Annotated in this window: 18 protein-coding genes and 1 pseudogene; 14 read left to right on the top strand and 5 right to left on the bottom strand. The window is 75.5% G+C overall.

Going from position 1 to position 21,873, the window contains the following annotated elements; genetic code table 11:
• From ACZ63H_RS36130 to ACZ63H_RS36065, 14 genes and pseudogenes are all read left to right on the top strand, one after another.
• Positions 1-216, top strand: a pseudogene (locus ACZ63H_RS36130) (FGGY family carbohydrate kinase); the annotation flags it as partial.
• The gene (locus ACZ63H_RS36125) at positions 213-1,616 is read left to right on the top strand and encodes an FAD-dependent oxidoreductase (protein WP_469872467.1); all 1,404 of its coding nucleotides are present in this window, start codon (positions 213-215) and stop codon (positions 1,614-1,616) included. The pseudogene ACZ63H_RS36130 and the gene ACZ63H_RS36125, both read left to right, overlap by 4 nt.
• A complete protein-coding gene (locus ACZ63H_RS36120) occupies positions 1,613-2,845 on the top strand; it encodes an NAD(P)/FAD-dependent oxidoreductase (RefSeq protein ID WP_469872465.1) in 1,233 nt (410 codons plus the stop codon). The genes ACZ63H_RS36125 and ACZ63H_RS36120 overlap by 4 nt, the downstream gene beginning before the upstream one ends.
• Positions 2,846-2,953: 108 nt before the next feature.
• A complete protein-coding gene (locus tag ACZ63H_RS36115) occupies positions 2,954-4,852 on the top strand; it encodes an ABC transporter ATP-binding protein (RefSeq protein ID WP_469872464.1) in 1,899 nt (632 codons plus the stop codon).
• 105 nt (positions 4,853-4,957) lie between these two features.
• A complete protein-coding gene (locus ACZ63H_RS36110) occupies positions 4,958-5,488 on the top strand; it encodes a 2Fe-2S iron-sulfur cluster-binding protein (protein ID WP_469872462.1) in 531 nt (176 codons plus the stop codon).
• Positions 5,485-6,480, top strand: a complete 996-nt coding sequence (locus ACZ63H_RS36105; protein ID WP_469872460.1) for an FAD binding domain-containing protein — start codon at positions 5,485-5,487, stop codon at positions 6,478-6,480. The genes ACZ63H_RS36110 and ACZ63H_RS36105 overlap by 4 nt, the downstream gene beginning before the upstream one ends.
• A gap of 22 nt (positions 6,481-6,502) precedes the next feature.
• On the top strand, positions 6,503-8,623 hold the full coding sequence (locus ACZ63H_RS36100; RefSeq protein WP_469872458.1) for a xanthine dehydrogenase family protein molybdopterin-binding subunit: 2,121 nt from the start codon (positions 6,503-6,505) through the stop codon (positions 8,621-8,623).
• Positions 8,620-10,986, top strand: a complete 2,367-nt coding sequence (locus ACZ63H_RS36095) for a glycoside hydrolase family 65 protein (RefSeq protein WP_469872456.1) — start codon at positions 8,620-8,622, stop codon at positions 10,984-10,986. Before ACZ63H_RS36100 ends, ACZ63H_RS36095 begins: the two co-directional genes overlap by 4 nt.
• A 93-nt stretch (positions 10,987-11,079) precedes the next feature.
• Positions 11,080-12,051 carry a GNAT family N-acetyltransferase gene (locus ACZ63H_RS36090; protein ID WP_469872454.1) on the top strand — a complete coding sequence of 324 codons (972 nt, stop codon included), beginning with the start codon at positions 11,080-11,082 and terminating at the stop codon, positions 12,049-12,051.
• Positions 12,048-13,367, top strand: a complete 1,320-nt coding sequence (locus ACZ63H_RS36085; protein WP_469872452.1) for an extracellular solute-binding protein — start codon at positions 12,048-12,050, stop codon at positions 13,365-13,367. The genes ACZ63H_RS36090 and ACZ63H_RS36085 overlap by 4 nt, the downstream gene beginning before the upstream one ends.
• On the top strand, positions 13,361-14,320 hold the full coding sequence (locus ACZ63H_RS36080) for a carbohydrate ABC transporter permease (RefSeq protein ID WP_469872450.1): 960 nt from the start codon (positions 13,361-13,363) through the stop codon (positions 14,318-14,320). Before ACZ63H_RS36085 ends, ACZ63H_RS36080 begins: the two co-directional genes overlap by 7 nt.
• Positions 14,317-15,186, top strand: coding sequence for a carbohydrate ABC transporter permease (locus tag ACZ63H_RS36075; protein WP_469872448.1), 870 nt, complete (start codon positions 14,317-14,319; stop codon positions 15,184-15,186). Before ACZ63H_RS36080 ends, ACZ63H_RS36075 begins: the two co-directional genes overlap by 4 nt.
• A gap of 115 nt (positions 15,187-15,301) precedes the next feature.
• Positions 15,302-16,111 carry a LytR/AlgR family response regulator transcription factor gene (locus ACZ63H_RS36070; RefSeq protein WP_469872446.1) on the top strand — a complete coding sequence of 270 codons (810 nt, stop codon included), beginning with the start codon at positions 15,302-15,304 and terminating at the stop codon, positions 16,109-16,111.
• Between the two features lie 33 nt (positions 16,112-16,144).
• Positions 16,145-16,699 carry an SRPBCC domain-containing protein gene (locus ACZ63H_RS36065; RefSeq protein WP_469872444.1) on the top strand — a complete coding sequence of 185 codons (555 nt, stop codon included), beginning with the start codon at positions 16,145-16,147 and terminating at the stop codon, positions 16,697-16,699.
• A 7-nt stretch (positions 16,700-16,706) separates the two neighbouring features.
• On the opposite strand, the gene ACZ63H_RS36060 is transcribed toward ACZ63H_RS36065, so the two are convergent.
• From ACZ63H_RS36060 to ACZ63H_RS36040, 5 genes are all read right to left on the bottom strand, one after another.
• Positions 16,707-17,906 carry a cytochrome P450 gene (locus ACZ63H_RS36060; RefSeq protein WP_469872442.1) on the bottom strand — a complete coding sequence of 400 codons (1,200 nt, stop codon included), beginning with the start codon at positions 17,904-17,906 and terminating at the stop codon, positions 16,707-16,709.
• 31 nt (positions 17,907-17,937) lie between these two features.
• Complete coding sequence (locus ACZ63H_RS36055) at positions 17,938-19,311, bottom strand: NAD(P)/FAD-dependent oxidoreductase (protein WP_469872440.1); 1,374 nt, start codon at positions 19,309-19,311, stop codon at positions 17,938-17,940.
• Positions 19,301-19,510, bottom strand: a complete 210-nt coding sequence (locus ACZ63H_RS36050) for a ferredoxin (protein ID WP_469872438.1) — start codon at positions 19,508-19,510, stop codon at positions 19,301-19,303. Before ACZ63H_RS36050 ends, ACZ63H_RS36055 begins: the two co-directional genes overlap by 11 nt.
• A gap of 98 nt (positions 19,511-19,608) precedes the next feature.
• Entirely contained in the window at positions 19,609-20,655 is a 1,047-nt protein-coding gene (locus tag ACZ63H_RS36045; RefSeq protein ID WP_469872436.1) for an amidohydrolase family protein, read from the bottom strand.
• Positions 20,656-20,949: 294 nt separating this feature from the next.
• On the bottom strand, positions 20,950-21,582 hold the full coding sequence (locus tag ACZ63H_RS36040; RefSeq protein ID WP_469872434.1) for a TetR family transcriptional regulator: 633 nt from the start codon (positions 21,580-21,582) through the stop codon (positions 20,950-20,952).
• Between the last annotated feature and the right edge of the window lie 291 nt (positions 21,583-21,873).

The raw sequence follows: 21,873 nt of genomic DNA, 5'->3' as shown, positions 1-21,873 counted from the left end.
CGCAACTGCCCTGCGGGGGTGTCCGCATGGCAGAACTCCACCGCGCTTGTCCCCCCCCCCCTCTCCCCCCGCGACACACACCCCGGCTCCCCCCCCGAGGACGCCCTGCCCGGCTGGCGGCCCGCCGCCGTGTACGAGCCCCGCGTCCCGGCCGACCAGGCCGCCGAACGCCGCGCCGGTTTCCGTACCGCCGTCGCCGCCCTCCTCGGCTCGTGACCGTCACCGCGGCCGGCCCGCTCCCGGCGACGCCGTACGACGTGGCGGTCGTCGGCGCGGGCGTGGTCGGCTGCGCCATCGCCCGCGAACTCGCCCGCCACCCCCGGCTGCGCGTCGCCCTGATCGAGGCCCAGGACGACGTCGGCCAGGGCACCTCCAAGGCCAACACGGCCATCCTGCACACCGGTTTCGACGCGACCCCCGGCACCCTGGAGGCCCGGCTGGTCCGCGAGGGCCACACCCTGCTCGGCGCCTACGCCGCCCGGACCGGCATCCCCGTCGAGCGGACCGGCGCCCTGCTGGTCGCCTGGGACGCGGAGCAGCTCGCCGCGCTGCCCCGACTGGCGGAGAAGGCCGGACGCAACGGCTGCCACGACACCGCCCTGCTCGGCCCCGAGGAGCTGTACGCCCGCGAGCCGCACCTCGGCCCCGGCGCGCTCGGCGCCCTGCACGTCCCCGGCGAGAGCGTGGTCTGCCCCTTCACGACCACCCTGGCCTACGCCACCCAGGCGGTCCGCGCCGGCACCGACCTGCACCTGAACACCGCCGTGCGCGAGGTCGCGTGGGACGGCGGGCACCGGCTGACCACCAGCCGGGGCACCCTGTACGCCCGCCGCCTGGTCAACGCCGCCGGGCTGCACGCCGACACCCTGGACCGCGCCCTCGGCCGCGACGACTTCACCGTCACCCCGCGCCGCGGCCAGCTCCTGGTCTACGACAAGCTCGCCCGCCCCCTGGTGAGGCACATCCTGCTGCCCGTGCCGACCGCCCTCGGCAAGGGCGTCCTGGTCGCGCCCACCGTGTACGGCAACGTCCTGCTCGGCCCCACCGCCGAGGACCTGGACGACAAACAGGCCACCGGCTCCACCGCCGAGGGCCTCGCGGCGCTGCGGGAGAAGGGCCGGCGCGTCCTGCCCGCCCTGGTGGAGGAGGAGGTCACCGCCGTCTACGCCGGGCTGCGCGCGGCCACCGGCCACGAGGACTACCGCATCACCGCGCACCCCGCGCAGGCGTACGTCACCGTCGGCGGCATCCGCTCCACCGGCCTGACCGCCTCGATGGCCATCGCCGCCCACGTCACCGGCCTGCTGGCCGGCACGGGGCTCGACCTCGGCCCGGTACGCGAGGTCGATCCGGTGACCCTGCCCAACCTCGGCGAGGCGTTCCCCCGCCCCTGCCAGCGGGCCGACCTGATCGCCGCCGACCCCGAGTACGGCACCCTGGTCTGCCACTGCGAGCGCGTCTCCCGGGGCGAGATCCGCGACGCCCTCGCCGGCACGATCCCGCCGCGCGGCCTGGAGGGGCTGCGCCGCCGCACCCGCGCCCGGGCCGGCCGCTGCCAGGGCTTCTACTGCGGGGCGGCGGTCCGCGAGCTGTTCGAACGGGGGGCGGGATCATGACGGCCGTACGGCACGTGGACGTCCTCGTGGTCGGCGCCGGCCCCGCCGGGCTGGCAGCCGCCGCGCGGCTGGCCGCCGCCGGCGCCGGACGGGTGGAGGTGCTGGAGCGGGAGTCCGCGCCCGGCGGGGTGCCCCGGCACTGCGCCCACGGCGGCTTCGGCACCTGGACCCGCCCGCTCACCGGCCCCCGCTACGCCGGGCTGCTCACCGAGGCCGCCGACCGGGCCGGCGCCACCCTGCGCACCGGGGTGACGGCACTGGACTGGGCGCCCGAAGGGCCCGAGCTCACCACCGTCGGCCCCGGCGGGCCGGAGACCGTCCGGGCCCGGGCGGTCGTCCTCGCCACCGGGGCCCGCGAACGCCCCCGCGCCGCCCGCCTGGTGCCCGGCACCCGCCCCGCCGGGGTCTACACCACCGGGGAGCTCCAGCAGGCCGTCCACCTGTTCGGGCAGCACATCGGCACCCGCGCGGTCGTGGCCGGCGCCGAGGACGTCTCCTACGCGGCGGCCGGCACCCTGCGCGCGGCCGGCGCCGAGGTCGTCGCCCTGGTCACGGAGGACCCGCGGGCCCGGACCGGCCGCGCCCGCGCCCGGGCGGCCCGGCTGTACCACGGCATCCCGCTGCTGACCTCCGCCACGATCACCGAACTCCTCGGCCGCGGACGGCTCTCGGGCGTCCGGGTCCGCCACCGGGACGGCCGCACGGCCGTCCTGCCCTGCGACACCGTGGTGTTCACCGGCGACTTCGTGCCCGAGCACGAACTGGCCCGGCGCGGCGGCCTCGTCCTCGACCCCGGCACCCGCGGCCCCGCGACCGACGGCGCCTGGCACACCTCCCGCCCCGGCGTCTTCGCCGCCGGCAACCTGCTGCACGCCGTCGAGCCCGCCCGCACCGCGGCCCTGGCGGGCGCCCGGGCGGCCCGCGCGGTCCTGGACCACCTGGCGGGCGCCCCCTGGCCCGGCCCCGGGGTGCCCGTCCTGGTGTCGGCGCCGCTGCGCCGGATCACCCCCAACCGCGTCACCCCCGGGGCCGGGCCCGAGCGCCACCTCCTGCGCACCGCCGCCCCGCTGCCCCGCCCGGTCCTGTACGTCCACCAGGACGGCCGCCTCCTGCACCGCGCCCGGCTGGTCCCCGGCACCGCCCTCCCGCACCGCACCCTGACCCTCACCGCCCGCTGGCACGACCGCGTCGACCCCGGGGGCGGCCCGGTACGGGTGAGCACCGGCTGAGCGGCCACCGGCGGGCCGGGAGCGCGGCGGGGCATCGTACGGCGGCCGCGGCGTCCCGTGCGGGCGAGTCTTGACCTCAACGGAGCTTGAGGTCCTACCGTCGTCGGCATGAGCATGGAGACCACCGCCTGGACGCAGCTGCACAGCGTCATGAACGCGCAGTCCGAGCGCCGCCCGTTCGCCCGCGCCACACTGCGCCGGATCGCCGCCTTCGCCCGCCCGCACCGCGCCGGAATCGCCCGGTTCATCCTGATCGGGATGGCCACGGCACTGCTCGCGGTCGCCACCCCCGTCCTCGCCGGACGCGTCGTCGACGCGATCGTGGCGGGGCACGACCCCGCCGTCGTCGTCCGGCTCTCCCTGCTCATCGCGCTGGTCGCCCTCGCGGAGGCCGGGCTCGGCATCCTCGGCCGGCGCCTGTCGGCGACGCTCGGGGAGGGACTCATCCTCGATCTCAGAACGGCCGTGTTCGATCATGTGCAGCGCATGCCCGTCGCGTTCTTCACGCGTACCCGTACGGGAGCGCTGGTCAGCCGTCTCAACAACGACGTGATCGGCGCCCAGCGGGCCTTCGCCTCCACCCTGTCCGGCGTGGTCAGCAACCTGGTCACCCTGCTGCTCACGCTCGCCGTGATGCTCACCCTGTCCTGGCAGATCACGCTGCTCGCGCTGGTGCTGCTGCCGGTGTTCGTGCTGCCCGCCCGCCGCATGGGCGGCCGGATGGCCCGGATGCAGCGGGAGGCGGCGGCGCTGAACGCGGCCATGGGCACCCGGATGACCGAGCGGTTCTCCGCCCCCGGTGCCACCCTGGTCAAGCTGTTCGGCCGCCCGGAGGAGGAGTCGGCCCAGTTCGCCGCCCGCGCCGCCCGGGTCCGGGACATCGGCGTGCGCACCGCCACCGCCCAGTCCCTCTTCATCACCTCCCTCACCCTCGTCTCCGCCCTCGCCCTGGCGCTCGTCTACGGCCTCGGCGGCTGGTTCGCCCTGCGCGGCACCCTGGAGCCCGGCGCCGTGGTCTCCCTCGCCCTGCTGCTGACCCGGCTGTACGCCCCGCTGACCGCGCTCGCCGGGGCCCGGGTCGAGGTGATGAGCGCGCTCGTCAGCTTCGAGCGGGTCTTCGAGGTGCTGGACCTCCCACCCCTCATCGAGGAGAAGCCGGACGCCCGCGAGGTCCCCGAGGGCCCGGTCGCCGTCGAGTTCGACGCCGTCCGCTTCGCCTACCCGTCCGCCGACCAGGTCTCCCTCGCCTCCCTGGAGGAGGTCGCCGCGCTCGACACCCGCGGCGGCACCGAGGTGCTGCGCGGCGTCTCCTTCCGCGCCGAACCCGGGCAGACCGTCGCCCTCGTCGGCTCCTCCGGCGCCGGGAAGTCCACCATCGCCCAGCTCCTGCCGCGCCTGTACGACGCGGGCGCCGGCGCGGTCCGCGTCGGCGGCGTCGACGTGCGCGACCTGACCTTCTCCTCCCTGCGCGCCACCGTCGGCATGGTCACCCAGGACGGCCACCTCTTCCACGACACCGTCCGCGCCAACCTGCTGCTCGCCCGGCCCGGCGCCACCGACGACGACCTCTGGGACGCCCTCGGCCGGGCCCGCCTCGCCGACGTCGTGCGGTCCCTGCCCGAGGGCCTGGACACGGTCGTCGGCGAGCGCGGCTACCGGCTCTCCGGCGGCGAACGCCAGCGCATGACCATCGCCCGGCTGCTGCTGGCCCGGCAGCGGGTGGTCATCCTGGACGAGGCGACGGCCCATCTGGACAACACGTCCGAAGCGGCCGTCCAGGAGGCGCTCACCGAGGCGCTGGAGGGCCGTACCGCCGTCGTCATCGCCCACCGCCTGTCCACCGTCCGGGCCGCCGACCAGATCCTCGTCGTGGAGGCCGGCCGCATCGTGGAGCGCGGCACCCACGAGGAGCTGCTGGCCGCCGGCGGCCGCTACGCCGAGCTGCACCGCACCCAGTTCGCGGCCCCCGGTGAACCGGCGGCGGCGCTGGCACCGCCGGCCGGCTGAGCGGCACCGGACGCCGCCGGATGGGTGCCGGGACGTGTGAGGCGGGGGCGACTGGATACGCGGTGGGGACGGCAGCATCGTCCGTCCGGAAGGTCATCGCCGCCCATGACCAGCGCATCCCACCACTCCGAGGTCACCCTCCGGGTCAACGGCAAACCCCACACCCTGCGCGTCGACCACCGGCGCGTCCTGCTGGACCTGCTGCGTGAGGACCTGGACCTCACCGGCTCCAAGAAGGGCTGCGACCACGGCCAGTGCGGTGCCTGCACCGTGCTGGTCGACGGGCGCCGCCTCAACAGCTGTCTGCTGCTCGCGGTCACCCTCGACGGCAGCGAGATCACCACCGTCGAGGGCCTCGGCGGCGACGGCGAGCAACCCCACCCGCTCCAGCGGGCCTTCCTCGACCGCGACGCCTTCCAGTGCGGCTACTGCACCCCGGGCCAGCTCTGCTCCGCCCTCGGCATGCTCGCCGAGGCCGCGGCCGGCCACCCCTCCCACGTCACCGACCCCGCCGCCCCCTCCGGCCGGCCCGTCCCGCTGGACCGGACCGAGATCCGCGAGCGGATGAGCGGCAACCTCTGCCGCTGCGGCGCCTACCCACGCATCGTCGAGGCGATCGAGGACGTGATCGAGTGAACGGCTTCGCATACCTGCGCCCCGAAACCCTCCAGGAGGCCGCCGAGGCCTGCGCCGCCCACCCCGGCGCCCGCTACCTGGCCGGCGGCACCAACCTGGTCGACCTGGTGAAACTCGGCGTGGAACGGCCCGCCGTCCTCATCGACGTGGGCCGGCTGCCGCTGGACGCCATCGAGGAACTGCCGGACGGCTCCCTGCGCGTCGGCGCCACCGTCCGCAACAGCGATCTCGCCGCCGACCCGCGCGTGCGCGACCGCTGGCCCGTCCTGTCCCAGGCCCTCCTCGCGGGCGCCTCCGCCCAGCTGCGCAACGCCGCCACCACCGGCGGCAACCTGCTCCAGCGCACCCGCTGCCCCTACTTCCAGGACCTCGACAAGCCCTGCAACAAGCGGGAACCGGGCAGCGGGTGCGGCGCCCGGGACGGCGTCCACCGCGACCACGCCGTCCTCGGCCACTCCGCGCACTGCATCGCCACCCACCCCTCCGACATGGCCGTCGCCCTCGCCGCCCTGGACGCCCGGGTCGAGCTGTACGGCACCGAGGGCACCCGGTGCCTGCCGGTGGCCGACTTCTACCGGCTGCCCGGCGAGCACCCCGAGCGGGACACCTGGATCCGCCCCGGCGAACTGATCACCGCGGTGCTGCTCCCGGCCGCCACCGCCGGGGTGCCGTCCGCCTACCGCAAGGCCCGGGACCGGGCGTCGTACGCCTTCGCCCTCGCCTCCGTCGCCGTCGTGCTGCGGGTCGCGGACGGGGTGGTGGACCAGGCGGGCGTCGCCTTCGGCGGGCTCGCCCACCGCCCCTGGCGGGCCCGCCACACCGAACTGGCCCTGCTCGGCGCCTCCGCCACCCCCGAGGCATTCGAAGGGGCCGTCGCCCTCGAACTCGCGCACGCCGAGCCGCTGCGGGACAACGCGTACAAGGTGTCCCTCGCCCGCAACCTCGCCCTGGACGTCCTGAACCGCCTCGCCCCGGCCCCCGCGACGGCCTGAGCCGACACAGGAGGACACCCCCATGACCGGTACGACCGGTACGACCGGCACCGCCCTGGGTGCCCCCGCCGAGCGCCGGGAAGGACGCCGGAAGGTCACCGGCACCGCCCGCTACGCCGCCGAGTACCCCCTGCCCGGCCGCGCCTGGGCCTGGCCCGTGCCCGCGGCGATCGCCCACGGCCGGGTCACCGGCGTCGACACCGCCGCGGCCCTCGCCCTGCCCGGCGTCCTCGCCGTCCTCACCCCCGGCGCCGCGGCCGGGCTCGGCGAGCCCGAGGACGCCACGCTCGCCGTGCTGCGCGGCCCGGACGTCCCGCACCGCGGCTGGTGCGTGGCCCTCGCCGTCGCCGACACCCTGGAGACCGCCCGCGCCGCCGCCCGCGCGGTCCGCGTCGACTACGCCCCCGCGCCGCACCACCTCACCCTCGGCCCCGGCCACCCGGACGCCTACGAGCCGGAGGAGGCCGGCGGCCACCCCGGCCGGCTGGAACACGGCGACCCCGAGGCCGCCTTCGCCGCCGCCGAGGTCCGCGTCGACGTCACCTACCGGATCCCGCCGCTGCACAACCACCCCATGGAACCGCACGCCAGCACCGCCCACTGGGACGGGGACCGGCTCACCGTGCACACCTCCACCCAGGGCGGCACGACGGTGCGGTCCGTGCTCGCCGGGCTGTTCCGCCTGCCCGAGGAACACGTCACCGTCGTCTCCGAACACGTCGGCGGCGGCTTCGGCTCCAAGGGCACCCCGCGCCCCGACACCGTCCTCGCCGTCCTCGCCGCCCGGCACACCGGACGCCCCGTCACCGTGGCCTACCCCCGCCGGTACCTGCCCACCACCGTCGGCCACCGCGCCCCCACCGTGCAGCGGCTGCGGCTCGGCGCGACCCCCGACGGACGGCTCACCGCCCTGCTGCACGAGGCCACCGCCCACACCTCCCGGGTGCGCGAGTTCGTGGAACACGCCGCGGTGCCCTCCCGCGTCATGTACGCCGCCCCCGCCCTGCTCAGCACCCACCGGGTGGTCCCGCTCGACGTCCCCGCCCCGTCCTGGATGCGCGCCCCCGGCGAGGCGCCCGGGATGTACGCCCTGGAGTCCGCCGTGGACGAACTCGCCCACGCCCTCGGCACGGACCCGGTGGAACTGCGCGTACGCAACGAACCCGAGCGGGAGCCGGGCAGCGGCAAACCCTTCAGCAGCCGGCACGTCGTGGAGTGCCTGCGCGAGGGCGCCCGCCGCTTCGGCTGGGCCGGCCGCGACCCGCGCCCCGGCGTGCGCCGCGACGGCCCGCTGCTGCTCGGCACCGGCGTGGCCGCCGCCACCTATCCCGCCCAGGCCGCCCCGTCCACGGCCGCCGCCCGCGCCCTGCCCGACGGCACCTTCACCGTCCGCACCAACGCGACCGACATCGGCACCGGGGCCCGTACCGTCCTCGCCCAGGTGGCCGCCGACGCCCTGGGCGTGCCCCTCGACCGGGTGCGCATCGAGGTCGGCCACAGCGACCTGCCCCCGGCGCCGCTGGCCGGCGGGTCCATGGGCACCGCCTCCTGGGGCTGGGCCGTCCACGACGCCTGCGCCGAGCTGGCGTCCCGGCTGGCCGCACACCCCGGGCCGCTGCCCGCCGAGGGCATCGAGGCCCGCGCGGACACCACCGGCGATGCCGACGCCGACAGCCCGTACGCCAAGCACGCCTTCGGCGCCCACTTCGCCGAGGTCGCCGTCGACACCGTCACCGGTGAGATCCGGGTCCGCCGGCTGCTCGGCGTCTACGCCGCCGGCCGGATCCTCAACGCCCGCACCGCCCGCTCCCAGTTCACCGGCGCCATGGTCATGGGCCTCGGCATGGCCCTGACCGAACACAGCACCCTGGACCCGGCGTTCGGCGACTTCCCCGAGGCCGACCTCGCCTCCTACCACGTGCCCGTGCACGCCGACGTACCCGACATCGAGGCCGGCTGGATCGAGGAGGACGACCCCCACCTCAACCCCATGGGCAGCAAGGGCATCGGCGAGATCGGCATCGTCGGCACCGCCGCCGCGCTCGGCAACGCCGTCCACCACGCCACCGGCATCCGCTTCCGCGAGCTGCCCCTCACCCCCGACCGCATCCTCGCCGGCCTGCTGTCCGAGGGACGACGGTGACCGGACCCACCTGGGAGTACGACGGCTACCGTCCCGGCGAGGAACGCCTGCGGGAGTCGCTGTGCACCCTCGGCAACGGCTACTTCGCCACCCGCGGCGCGCTTCCCGAGTGCACCGCCGACGACGTCCACTACCCCGGCACCTACGCGGCCGGCTGCTACAACCGGCTCACCTCCGAGGTCGCCGGCCGCCGGGTCGAGAACGAGGACATGGTCAACCTCCCCAACTGGCTGCCCCTGCGGTTCCGCCCGGCGGACGGCGACTGGCTCACCCCGGACACCACCCCCGTCGCCGAGCACCACCAGGTCCTCCGCCTCGGCCCCGGAGTGCTGGAGCGCCGCACCCGCTACCCGCTCGAAGACGGCACCGGCCTGCTCGTCCGGCAGGTGCGCCTGGTCCACCTCGCCGACCCCCATCTCGCCGCTCTGCGCACCGAGTTCACCGCCGAGGGCGGCCCCCTCGACTTGGACGTGGAGGCCGCCCTCGACGGGCGCGTCACCAACTCCGGGGTCGCCCGCTACCGGGAACTGGACGGCCGGCACCTCACCCGGTTCGACGTCGGCGCCGCCGCACCCGGCCGCGTCTGGCTGCGCTGCCACACCCGGGCCTCCGACATCGGCTTCGGCCTCGCCGCCCGGCTGACCGCCGGGGCACCGGTCCGGCACGCCGACGAGGACCGCCGCGCCGTCCAGCGGCTGCGGCTGCGCCTGCCGCCCGGCGGGAGCGCCACCGTCGACAAGACCGTCGCCCTGCACACCTCCCGCGATCCGGCCATCAGCGACCCGCTGTGCGCGGCCCTCGACCGGGTCGCCGACGCGCCCTCCTTCGACCGGCTGCTGGAGGCACACCGCGCGGCCTGGCGGCAGCTTTGGCGGCGCACCGCGCTGGACGTGCCCGGCGAGGCGGGCAGCATCCTGCGCCTGCACCTGTTCCACCTCCTGCAGACCCTCTCCCCGCACACCGCCGACCTGGACGTCGGCGTGCCCGCCCGGGGCCTGCACGGCGAGGCCTACCGGGGCCACGTCTTCTGGGACGAGCTCTTCGTCCTGCCCTACCTGAACCTGCACCTGCCGGAGGTCTCCCGGGCCCTGCTCCGCTACCGCCACCGCAGGCTGGACGCCGCCTGCCACGCCGCCGCCGCGCTCGGCCGGCGCGGCGCCCTCTACCCCTGGCAGAGCGGCAGTGACGGCCGCGAGGAGACCCAGCAACTCCACCTCAACCCGCGCTCCGGCCGCTGGCTGCCCGACCACTCCCGGCTCCAGCACCACGTCGGCTCCGCCGTGGCGTACAACGTCTGGCAGTACTGCGAGGCGACCGGCAACACCGACTTCCGGCACGGCGAGGGCGCCGAGATGCTGCTGCAGATCGCCCGCTTCTGGGCGGACTCGGCGACCTGGGACGACCACCTCGGCCGCTACCGCATCCGGGGCGTGGTCGGCCCCGACGAGTACCACGACGCCTACCCCGGCGCGGCCCGCCCGGGCCTGGACGACAACGCCTACACCAACGTCACCGCCGCCTGGGTGCTCACCCGCGCCCTGGAACTGCTGGCCGGCCTGCCCGAGCCGCGCCGGCGCGAACTGACCGAGTACGCCGGCCTGGACGAGGACGAGCCCGCCCGCTGGGAGCAGGTCTCCCGCCGGCTGCACGTCCCCTTCCACGACGGCGTGATCAGCCAGTTCGACGGCTACGCCGACCTCGCCGAACTGGACTGGAACGGCTACCGCAAGCGGTACGACGACATCCGGCGCCTGGACCGGATCCTGGAGGCCGAGGGCGACACCGTCAACCGCTACAAGGCGTCCAAGCAGGCCGACGTCCTCATGCTCGGCTACCTCTTCTCGCCCGGCGAACTGCGCGGCCTGCTCCAGCGGCTGGGGCACCGGCTGGACGAGCACACCTGGTCCGCGACCGTCGACCACTACCTGCACCGCACCAGCCACGGCTCCACCCTCAGCGGCCTGGTCCACGGCTGGATCCTCGCCCGCGCCCGCCGCGCCGACGCCTGGCGGTTCGTCCAGGAGGCGCTGCGCGGCGACATCGCCGACCTCCAGGGCGGCACCACCGGCGAGGGCGTCCACCTCGGCGCGATGGCCGGCACCCTCGACCTGGTCCAGCGCGGACTGACCGGCCTGGAGACCCGCGGCGGCCTCTGCCTCGACCCCGTCCCGCTGCCCGAGCTGTCCTCCTACGGCTTCGCGGTCCGCTACCGCGGCCACTGGGGCGTGCGGCTGCGGCTGCGCAGCGGCCTGCTGGAGATCGCCGTGCCCGCCTCCGACCGCTCGCCCATCGACATCCGGCTGCGCGACCGGGTGGTGCCCGTCGGCCCGGGGGAGAGGGCCCGGCTGGTGCTGCCGGTCTGAGCCCCTCCGGGCGCGTCCGACTCGACATTCCCGGACGGACCAGTAGATTTCCAGCCACCGTTTCGAGAGGGCACCGGCAGACGGGGGCACAGGATGAGCCAGCACGACGGGGCCGTGCTCCGAGGCTTTCGCACGGGGGACGGGCCGGAGGTGGTCGAGGTGTGGCGCCGCAGCGCACCGGCCGACCCCCTCAGCGCCGACCGGTTCCGCTCCCTGGTCCTGCTCGACGCCAACTTCGACCCGCAAGGGCTCCGGGTCGCGGTGACCGGCGGCCGGATCGTCGGCGCCGCCTACGCGGTGCGCCGGCTGACCCCCCTGGCCGGCACCGACCCGGAGCCGGAGCAGGGCTGGATCCCGTTCTTCTTCGTCGACCCGGCCGCCCGCGGGCGCGGCCTCGGCCGGCGGCTGCTGACCGACGCCCTCGACTGGCTGCACGGCCACGGCCGCACCCGGACCGACTTCGCCTCGTACACCCCGAACTACCTCCTGCCCGGACTGGACACCGCGAGCTACCCGGAAGCGGCCGGGCTCCTCGCCTCGCTGGGCTTTCGCACGCTGTACGAGGCGGCGGCGATGGACCGCGGCCTGGTCGGCTACCGCCTCCCGGAGGAGGTCGCCCGCCGCCGGGACGACCTGACGGCACGCGGCCACCGGTTCGCCACCCCGGCCGACGACGACCTGGTCGACCTGATCGCGCTCGCCGGGACCCGCTTCCACGCCGACTGGGCCCGCGCCATCCGGGAGGCCTGCGCGGCGGGCCTGCCCCCGGACCGGATCGTCGTCGCCCGCGACCCCTCGGGCCGGCTGGCCGGCTGGGCGATGCACGGGGCGTACGAGGCGTCCCTGGAGCGGTTCGGCCCGTTCGGGGTGCGGGAGGAACTGCGCGGCACCGGCCTCGGCAAGGTCCTGCTCCACCTCGTCCTGGAGCGGATGCGGGCGCGCGGCGCGCACGGCGCCTGGTTCCTGTGGACCGGCGAGGACTCCCCGGCGGGCCATCTGTACCGCGCGGCCGGCTTCACCACCACCCGGGTGTTCCGCGTCCTGCGCCACGAGGCCGCCCGGTGACGCCCCCCGGCCGCCTGGGCCGCCGTCACTTCGCGCTCGCCCTCCCCTCGGCGCTGCTCACCGCCGGCTGCGCCGCCCCGCACCGGGGCACCGGGCGGCCCGGCGACCCCATCGTCCTCACCCTGCTGTCCCACTACGCGAGCGGCACGCTCCACCGGGCCCTGCAGGGCCCCGTCGACGAGTGGAACGCCACCCACGACCGGGTCAAGGTGCGCACGAAGGCCGTCGAGTTCACCGACCTGCTGACCACCGTCATGGTCCGCCAGGCCGCCGGGCAGGGCGCCGACATCCTCCACCCCTACTGCCTGTGGAACGGCCAGCTCGTGCGCGCCGGCGTGCTGCGGCCCGCGCCGCCCGAACACGCCGAGCACATCCGGCGCGGCTACGGCCGGGCCGCCGTCGGCGCCGTGACGGTGGACGGCACCGTCTACGGCTATCCCACCGAGGCCCAGACCTACGCCCTCTACTACAACCGGCGGCTGCTGCGCGAGGCCGGTCTCGACGGCCCGCCCCGCAGCTGGCCCGAGCTGGAGGAGGCCGCCTACCGCACCACCCGGCGCGACCGGTACGGCAACCCCCTCGTCCAGGGCTTCGGACTGTCGGCCCACGACGACGCCACCACCGTCGGCCAGACCCTCGCCCTGCTGCACGCCGCCGGCGGGCGGTTCGTCGCCCCGGACGGCAGGTCCACCGCCGTCGACTCGCCGGCCGGCCGCGCCGTGCTCGCCCTGGAGCACCGGCTGGTCGCCCGCGGCGCGAGCGCCCCCGCCGTCGACGTCTACCAGGCCTTCCCCTCCGGTCGGGTGGCCATGGTCATCGGCGCCGGCTGGTGGACCGGGAGCCTCAAGGCCCTGATGGGCGTAGACTACCGGGACGTCGGGGTCGCGCCCGTGCCCCCGCCCGGGCCGCACGCCCGGCCCGCCACCCTCGCCACCGGCTTCATGCTCGGCGTCAACACGGCCAGCCGGCACCCGCGCGAGGCGTGGGAGTTCCTGCGCTGGCTCAACACCGACCGGGTGCGCGCGCCCCGGGGCGCAGCCACCCGGATGAGCGCCCTCCAGGTGTCCGTGGGCTCGCTCACCGCCCGCGCCGACGACATGCGCGCGCTCCTCGGCACCGGCGCCGACCCCAATCTGCGCCCGTTCCTGGACGCGCTGGCCTACGCGGTACCGGAGCCGAACGTGCCGGGCGCGGCCCGGGCCAAGGCCCTGCTGCGCGAGAACATCGAGGCGCTGTGGACCGGCCGCCGGTCCGTCGACGAGGCGCTGCGCACCACCCGCCGCCAGGTCGACCAGGAGGTGTCCCGGTCGTGGTGAACGTCCTGACCCCGCCGACGCCCGAGCGGGCGCCCGCCCCTGGACCCCCCGCACCCGCCCGCGACGGCCGCCGCCGGGCCGGGCGCCGCCAGACGGCGGTCGCCTACCTCTTCCTGGCCCCGGCGCTGCTGTTCTTCGCCGTCTTCCTCGTCCTGCCGCTCGGCTTCGCCCTGCTGCTGTCGCTCTCCCACTGGACCGGGTTCGACCTCGGCGCCGTCGAACCGGCCGGCCTGGACAACTTCGGCGCGCTCTTCGCCGACGGGTCGACGTTCCTGGTGCCGGTCCTCACCAACACGCTGCTGTTCGCCCTGGGCACCGTCGCCCTGGCCGTCACCGGCTCGGTGGTCGTCGCCACCTGCGTCGACCGGCTGCGTTTCCAGGGGCTGTGGCGCACCCTGTACTTCCTGCCGATCGTCACCACCGTCGTCGCCGTCGGCAACGTCTGGAAGTACATGTACGAGCCGGGCGGCCTGGCCAACGGCGTCCTCAACGCCCTCGGGATCGCCTCGGTGGCGTTCCTCCAGGACCCGGACACCGCGCTGCCCTCGGTGGTGGTCGTCCAGGCCTGGGCCTCGCTCGGCTCGGCGATCCTCGTGCTGACCGCCGGGCTGAAGTCCATCCCCGCGTCGTACCACGAGGCCGCCGCGCTGGACGGCGCCGGCCCCGGCACCGTGTTCCGGCGGATCACCCTGCCGCTGCTGCGGCCGTCCCTGCTGTTCGTGTGCGTCACCCAGTTCCTCACCGGTCTCCAGTCCTTCGCGCTGATCACCGTGATGACCAGGGGCGGGCCGGGCGACGCGACCGACGTGGCCGCGCTGGAGATGTACCGGCGGGCCTTCGACTACGGCGACTGGGGCACCGCGAGCGCCGCCGCGTTCGTGCTGTTCGCGGTGGTCCTCGTGGTCACCCTGGCCCAGCTGTGGTTCTTCCGGCGGGCGGGGGAGGACGCGTGACGCGCCGCGGTGTCCCGTGGCTGTCGTACCTCGTCGTGGCGGCCGGCGCCCTGCTCACGGTGGTGCCGTTCCTCGACATGGTGATGACGTCCTTCAAGGGGCCCGGCGAGGCGGGCACGCTGCCGTACCGGTTCCTGCCGAAGGCGTTCGCCCTGTCCAACTACCGTGCGGCCGTCCACCAGCTGAACCTGCCGCTGCTCTTCCGCAACAGCGTCGTCGTCACCGCCGTCGTCACCGCGTCGGTGCTGCTCACCTCGTCGCTCGCGGGCTACGCGCTCGCCAAACTCCGCTTCCCCGGCCGGGACCTCGTCTTCCGGCTGGTGCTGTCGACCATGATGTTCCCGCCGTTCGTCTTCCTCATCCCGCACTTCCTGATCCTGGTCCACTGGCCGCTGGCGGGCGGCAACGACCTGCTCGGGCGCGGCGGCGCGGGCCTGACCGGCGGCATCGTGGCGCTCGCCGTGCCGTTCCTCGTCAACGGCTTCGGGATCTTCCTGACCCGCCAGTTCATGCTGTCCCTGCCCGACGAGGTGCTGGAGGCCGCCCGCGTCGACGGCGCCGGCGAGTTCACGGTGTGGTGGCGGATCGTTCTCCCGCAGACGAGGCCGGTCCTGGTCACCCTCGGGCTGCTCACCGCCGTCGACGCCTGGAACGAGTACATCTGGGCGCTGCTCGTCTCGACCGCCAACCCGGACCTGATGACCCTGCCCGTCGGCATCCAGCTGCTGCGCGACCACGTCGACCCGGCCCGTACCCTGCCGATCGTCATGGCCGGCCTGGTGCTGAGCGTCCTGCCGGTGCTGGTGCTGTTCCTGCTGCTGCAGAAGCACTACATCCGCGGCGTCATGCTCAGCGGCCTCAGATAACGGTCCCGCCCCCCGCGCGTCACGGCCCGGACACACCGCCGTCCGCGATCTCGACGGCGGGGCCCGGCGGCACCACCATGGAAGGCGGCCGGGGACGGAAGGAGCGCCTTCGCACATGAGCGTGACCGACGCGCCCCTGCGCGCCTTGGCCGTGGACGACGAACGCCCCGCGCTCGACGAACTGCTGTACCTGCTCGGCGAGGACCCGCGGGTCGGCACGGCCGTGCCCGCGCGGACGGGGGGCGAGGCGCTGCGCCGGCTGAACGACGCCCTGACGCGGGACCCGGACGGCCCGGAGGGCTTCGACGTCGTCTTCCTCGACATCGACATGCCCGGCCTCGGCGGCCTGGAACTGGCCCGCGCGCTGAGCGCCTTCGCCGCCCCGCCGCTGATCGTGTTCGTCACCGCCTACGAGGACTTCGCCGTGCGCGCCTTCGACCTCAAGGCGGTGGACTACCTGCTCAAACCGCTGCGCAAGGAGCGCTTCGCCGAGGCCGTACGACGCGTCGCCGAGCTGGTCCGGGCCGGTCAGGGACCCCGTCCGGCCGCGCCCCGGGCACCCGCGCCCGCCGCGCCCGGCCCCGTCGGTCACGTGCCCGTGGAACTGGGCGGGGTGACCCGGTTCGTGCCCCTCGCCGACATCACCCATGTCGAGGCCCAGGGCGACTACGCGCGGCTGCACACCGGCGAGGGCAGCCACCTGGTGCGGATCCCGCTGTCCACGCTGGAGGAGCAGTGGCGCGCGCACGGCTTCGTCCGCATCCACCGCAGCCGGCTCGTCGCCCTCGGCCGGATCGAGGAACTCCGCGTGGAAGGCGGCAACCTGACGGTCCGCATCGGCGACCGGACGCTCGCCGTGAGCCGCCGCAACGCCCGCGACCTGCGCGACCTGCTGACCGGTCGCGCGACGGGCCGGGCCCGCTGAGGCCGGCCCGGACCCTGGTGCCACAATCGGCCCATGGACGCAGGCAACCGCGCACCGGCGGAGACGGACGACCTCCCGGTGCCCCCCGCACGGCACGGCTCGTTCTCCGTCGCGATGGACTTCACGGTGCCCCGCGCCGAGGTCTTCCGCGGCTTCGCCGAACCCTCCCTGCGCGGCCGCTGGTTCCGGCTCCCCGGCCCCCTCGGCACCGCCGGACACGAGCTGGACTTCCGGGTCGGCGGCGGCGAGAGCGCCCGCAACGTCTTCGTCTCCGGCGGCACCGAGGAGCGCCTCGCCTACCGCTCCCGCTTCCTCGACATCGTCCCGGACACCCGGATCGTGTACGTCTACGAGGCGGAGGTCGACGGCGTCCGCCGCTGGATCTCCCTCGTCACCGTCGAACTCTCCGACGAGCCCGCCGGCTGCCGCCTGTCCTGGCACGAGCAGTACACCTGGGTCGCACCCGCCTCGGACGGCGACCAGGACGCCGCCCATCTGCGCGGCGGCACCCGTCTGCTGCTCAACGGCCTGTCCACGGTGGTGAATCCGGACCGCCACCTCGGCCTCGGGCGCCGCCCGGCGCCGTAGCCGCCGCTCACAGCCGGACGCGCAGATGGCGGGGGCCGCGCAGCATGGCGTTTCGCCGGTACGGCGGCGGGTCCTCGGCCAGGTGGGCGGTCCGCAGCCGGGGCAGCAGCGCGCCCAGCGCGGTCAGGGCCTCGATGCGGGCGAGCGGCGCGCCGTAGCACAGGTGGACGCCGCTGCCGAAGCCCAGGTGTTCGTTGTCCGGGCGGTCGGGGACGAACCGGTCCGGCTCGGGGAAGCGCCGGGGGTCGCGGTTGCCGGAGGCCAGCGCCAGCATCACGGAGGTGCCCGCGGGAATCGTGGTGCCGGCGACCTCGACGTCCACCAGGGGGACCCGCTCCCGCAGGTGCACCGGGGGCTCGTAGCGCAGCAACTCCTCCACCGCGAGCGGGAGCAGGCCGGGCTCCCGGTGCAACCGTTCGAGGTGGTCGCGCCCGCGCAGCAGGGTCAGCACGCCATTGGTGATCAGGTTGACCGTGGTCTCGTGCCCCGCGATCAGCAACAGCGCCGCGGTCACCGCGAGTTCGGTAGAGGTGAGCCGCAGCGACGGGTCGGGCTCGTTGACGAAGGCGGAGAGCATGTCGTCGGCCGGCCGGCCGCGCCGCCGCTCCGCCAGGTCCAGCAGGTACTCCCGCAGTTCGGCTCCGGCCCGGTCACCGGCCCGCTCCACCTCGGTGGTGTCCTCGCCCGGCCGGATGTCGGCGGTCGCCACCAGCGCGTCGGACCAGGCGCGGAACCGCGGCTCGTCCTCGCGCGGCACGCCGAGCAGCCGGCAGATCACGATGACGGGCAGCGGGTAGGCGAAGTCGTCCACGATGTCGACCGGCCGGTCCGGCGGGAGGTCCGCGAGCAGCTCCTCGGTGATCCGGGCGATCTCCCCGCGCATGTTGTCGACCCGGTGCGGGCTGTGCGGGGGCCCGAACGGCCGCATCGCCAGCGTGCGCAGCCGGTGGTGCTCGGGGTCGTCGAGCCGCAGGAACGACGCGTCCCGTGTCCCCTCGTACGGTGCCGGCGCGGTGCGGGACCGCTCGTCGGCGCTCATCCGGGGGTCGTGCAGCAGCGCGGCGACCTGGTGGTAGCCGCCGACCAGGAAACCGCCGTCCTCCTGCCGCACCGCCGGCCCCGCGGCGCGCAGTTCCGCGTACAGCGGATAGGGGTCGGGGCGGTTCGCGTAATCGGTGATCCGGGCCAGCAGGGTGCCGGGGTCCATGGCGGCTCCTCGTGGTCGGGCGGGACGCGGCTCAGCCGGGCGGCTGCACCACCATCAGCCGGCGGTCGGGCAGGTGACCGGTGAGTGCCACGACGGGTTCGTGGGACAGCTCCCTCGGGTCCGGGACGTCCGAGGGGAGCGGGATGTCGGCCGTCAGCGCGCGGTCCGCCGCGCCGGGCGGGGGCGGGAACGGGGCGGCGGTCTCGATCAGATGCCGGTAGTAGTCGACGGACTTGGCCATGTCTACGGTGACCGCGGCGGTGACCCGCCCCCGGTAGCCGTAGACCATCGCCAGCCGTCCCGACTCCAGCGAACCCTGGGTGATCACGACGTGGTCGGAGTAGGTCGGCACGCCCACCGACTTGATGTTCCGCCCGAACTGGGTGGACCAGAACCGGGGCAGGGACAGGTGCGGGCGGCGCAGCGGCCCGGGGCTGACCATGTTGTGGGCCGCGACCTCGGCCTGGGCGACCGCGTTGCCCCAGTGCTCCAGCGAGAGCAGCTGGTAGCCGAACAGCGGATGGGGGAACCGGGAGACGTCGCCGGCCACGAAGACGTCGTCGGTGACGATCCCGTACCGGGTGAAGGCCCGGCACCCGGCGTCACAGGCGATCCCGCGCGGGCCCGCCGCCAGCCCCGACTCCGCCAGCCACTCCACGTTGCGCACCGCGCCCAGCGCGACCACGCACACATCCGCCTCGACGCGGGTCCCGTCGGACAGGTCCGCCCCGGTGAACCGGCCGCCGCCGTCGCCGAGCAGCGCGGTGACCGTCACCCCGCAGCGCAGGTCCACGCCGTGCTCGCGGTGCATCAGGGCCGCGAGCCGCGACAGCGTCCCGCCGAGCGCGCCCACCAGGGGAGCGGGGCCGCGTTCGGCGACCGTCACCGCCAGCCCGCGCTCGCGGCAGGCCGAGGCGATCTCCGAGCCGGTGAAACCGGCGCCGATCACCAGCACCCGCTCCGGCCCCGCGTCCAGCCGCGCCGCCAGCCCCGCCGCGTCCTCGCGCGTGCGCAGGGTGAACACCCCGTCCAGGGCCGCCTGGGCGGGGTCGGACCAGGGCCGGGCCCGGGTCCCGGTGGCGATCAGCAGCCGGTCGTACGGCAGCGACTCGCCGTCGGCCAGCAGCACCCGCCGGGCCAGCGGGTCCAGCCCGGTGGCGGCCACCCCGAGACGCCACTCGGCGTCCGGGTCCCGGCGCACCGGCAGGCCCGTGCTGTCCGCCGGGACGCCGCCGAGCAGCACCTGCTTGGACAGCGGCGGCCGGTCGTAGGGCGGATGGGGCTCGTCCCCGACCACGGTCAGCGCACCGGTGAAGCCCTCCTCGCGGAGCGTCTCCGCGGCCCGGAGCCCGGCGAGCGAGGCGCCGACGACGACGATACGGCCGTCTCGCGGATCACCCGCCATCGGCGCCCACCTCCTCGCCGACGAGGATCGCCCGCACCGGGCAGGCCGCCGCGGCCCGGCGGACCCGCTCCAGCCGGTCATCGGGCACCGCCGGCGTGTAGAGCAGCCCTTCCTCCCCGTGCAACCGGAAGACCTCCGGGGCGAGGAACACACACTGCGCGTAGCCCTGGCAGCGCGTGAGATCCACGACGATCTGCATGGCCGTCGCTCTCCCTGCTCGGCTGACCGCTGACCGTCCCATCATGGGCGGCACGGCGTCCGCCCGCCACGCGAGCGGGACGGCGCCGCGGGGACTTCTCAGTCGGCGCCGGGCTGGACCAGCTTGAAGGCGAGCCGGGCACCGGCCCGGTGCACGGAGTGCCGCAGCCGCGCGGTGAGGGGGCGGGCCGGGGCCGCGGGCGCCCGGCCCGCCAGGCGGGGGAAGAGCGCTTCGGCGTTCGTGCGGTTGACGGCGGTCAGGGTGCCCGGGTCCACGTGGGTGTCCAGACCGGCCGCGAAGTACTGCCCGGCGGTGGTGGGCGCGAACGGCCAGTCGCTGCCGAACAGCACGTGCCCGGGGCGGGCGAAGCCCAGCAGGGTGGGCAGGGCCGCCGGGCTGGAGGACAGCGCGGTGTCGAAGTAGAAGGACCGGAAGTCCTCCAGCACGTCCAGCGGGCAGCGCCCGGTCTCGTTCGCGATGGTGACGGCCATGCGGTGGGAGGCGTACGGCACGAAGCCGCCGCCGTGGCTCAGCACGAACCGGATGTTCGGGCAGTCGCGCACGATGCCGCCGCGCACCAGGAGGTAGGCGGCGCGGGTGGTGTCCAGCAGGAAGTCCGCGGCGAACGGCGGGATGTCCTTGATCGCGGGCGCCGGCAGCTCGGCCGGGTGGACGAACACCACGGCGCCGTGCTCGTCCAGACACCGCCACAGCGCGTCCTGGCCGGGCGCGCCGAGGTAGACGCCCTGGGTGTTGGCGAGCAGGGTGACCCCGTCGGCGCCCAGCGAGAGCAGGGCCCGGCGGGCCTCGTTCACGGCGGCGTCGGCGTCCGGCATGGGCAGGGTGGCGAACCAGCCGAAACGGCCGGGGTGGTCGGCGGCCAGGGCGGCGGAGAAGTCGTTGAGCCGCCGGGCCAGGCCGGCGGCCTCGGCCGGGTCGCTGAGGAACCCGGTGCCGGGCGTGGAGACGGACACCACGGCCGTGGCGGTGCCCAGCTGGTCCATCGACTCCAGCGCCGCGTGCGGACTCCAGTCGGGCAGGGCGCGGCCACCCGCCTCGGCGATGCCCGCCTGGGCGAGCAGGGCGCCGTAGAAGGGCGGTGTGACGTGCTGGTGGACGTCGATCCGGCGAAGTGCGGCGGGCATGCGGTGACCTGCTGACTCTCTCTCGGGGATGGATTTCCGGACGGCACCGGCGGGCGGGCGGTTGTCAGCCGTTCGTCACCGCCACCGGCCGGCGGGCCGGAGCGCGCTCCTGCCGGTGCGACCGGCACCGGCGGCGGGCGCGGTGGCCGGGGCGCCGGACGGTACCCGTCGGCCGGGGTCCGGGCAGGTGCCGTAACCGGTGGGGACGTCCGGGCGGGCAGGCGGGTCCGGGGTGCGCGCACCGGGGCGGGCGGGGCCGCGGGGCGGTCGCGGCGCGTGGCCGGCCGGCCGGGGTCATCGCGCGCACTCCGCCGCCATGCGGATGCCCGTCTCGTACACCTGCCGGGCGTGGAACTGGAACAGCGCGACCAGGTCGATGCTGTCGCCGTTGAACTCCCGCTGGACGAACAGTCCGTCGGCGCCCGCGATGGCATAGGTGGTGAGGAGGCGCACCGCGTCGTCGTCCAGGTGCGGCAGCACGAAGCGGACGACTTGCTCGATCCGCTGCCGGGCGAGGTCGCGGACCTGGAAGAACACCGTCCGGCTGCGCGGTTCCTCGGGCCGCCGCTCCAGGGCGAGCATGAGGCCGAGGCGCAGGAAGTCCGGCTCGTTCACCAGGGACCTGGCCACGTTCGCGGCCATGATCACGACTCGGTCCAGGGGAGTGCCGGCCTCCTCGCCCGGCAGCTCGACGGCCGCGAGCCAGGTCTCGAAGCTGCGCGCGATGACCGCGGTGATCAGGTCGTCCTTGTCCCGGAAGTGCCAGTAGATGGAGCTGGCCGGGAGCCCGCAGCGGGAGCTGACCGCCGCGATGGACGTGCCCTCGTAACCGCGTTCGCCCGCGATGGCCACCGCCGCGTCGAGGATCCGCTGCCGCGACTCCACGCCGTTGGCACGTTTCTTGCCCGCCGTCCGCGGCCCGGTCATGCGGAAGCCCCTTGCGTCGACCCGCTCTCGCCTCTGTCGGGCGCGAGCTTACCGTAGCGCCTGCTCCAATTGGAGCACCCATTACAGCAAGCCGCCGAAAAGAGGGCGCGCGGACGCCGCTCCGTACGGTGACGACGGAGCCGGCGCTCTTCGGGGGGGCGCGCGGGCGCGGCTCCGCCGCGTCCAACCGCGCGCGGGGGGGGGGGGAAAAACCCCGCCGCACGACCCCAACGACAACCCACCACCCCGCCCCCCCAAGGAGCCAAAACAAAAGGGAAGCCCCCCCACACC

This window comes from Streptomyces sp. NPDC104831 (genome assembly GCF_055583025.1).
The sequence above is the reverse complement of the archived record's forward strand: the minus strand, read 5'-3'. Positions and strand labels throughout refer to the sequence as shown.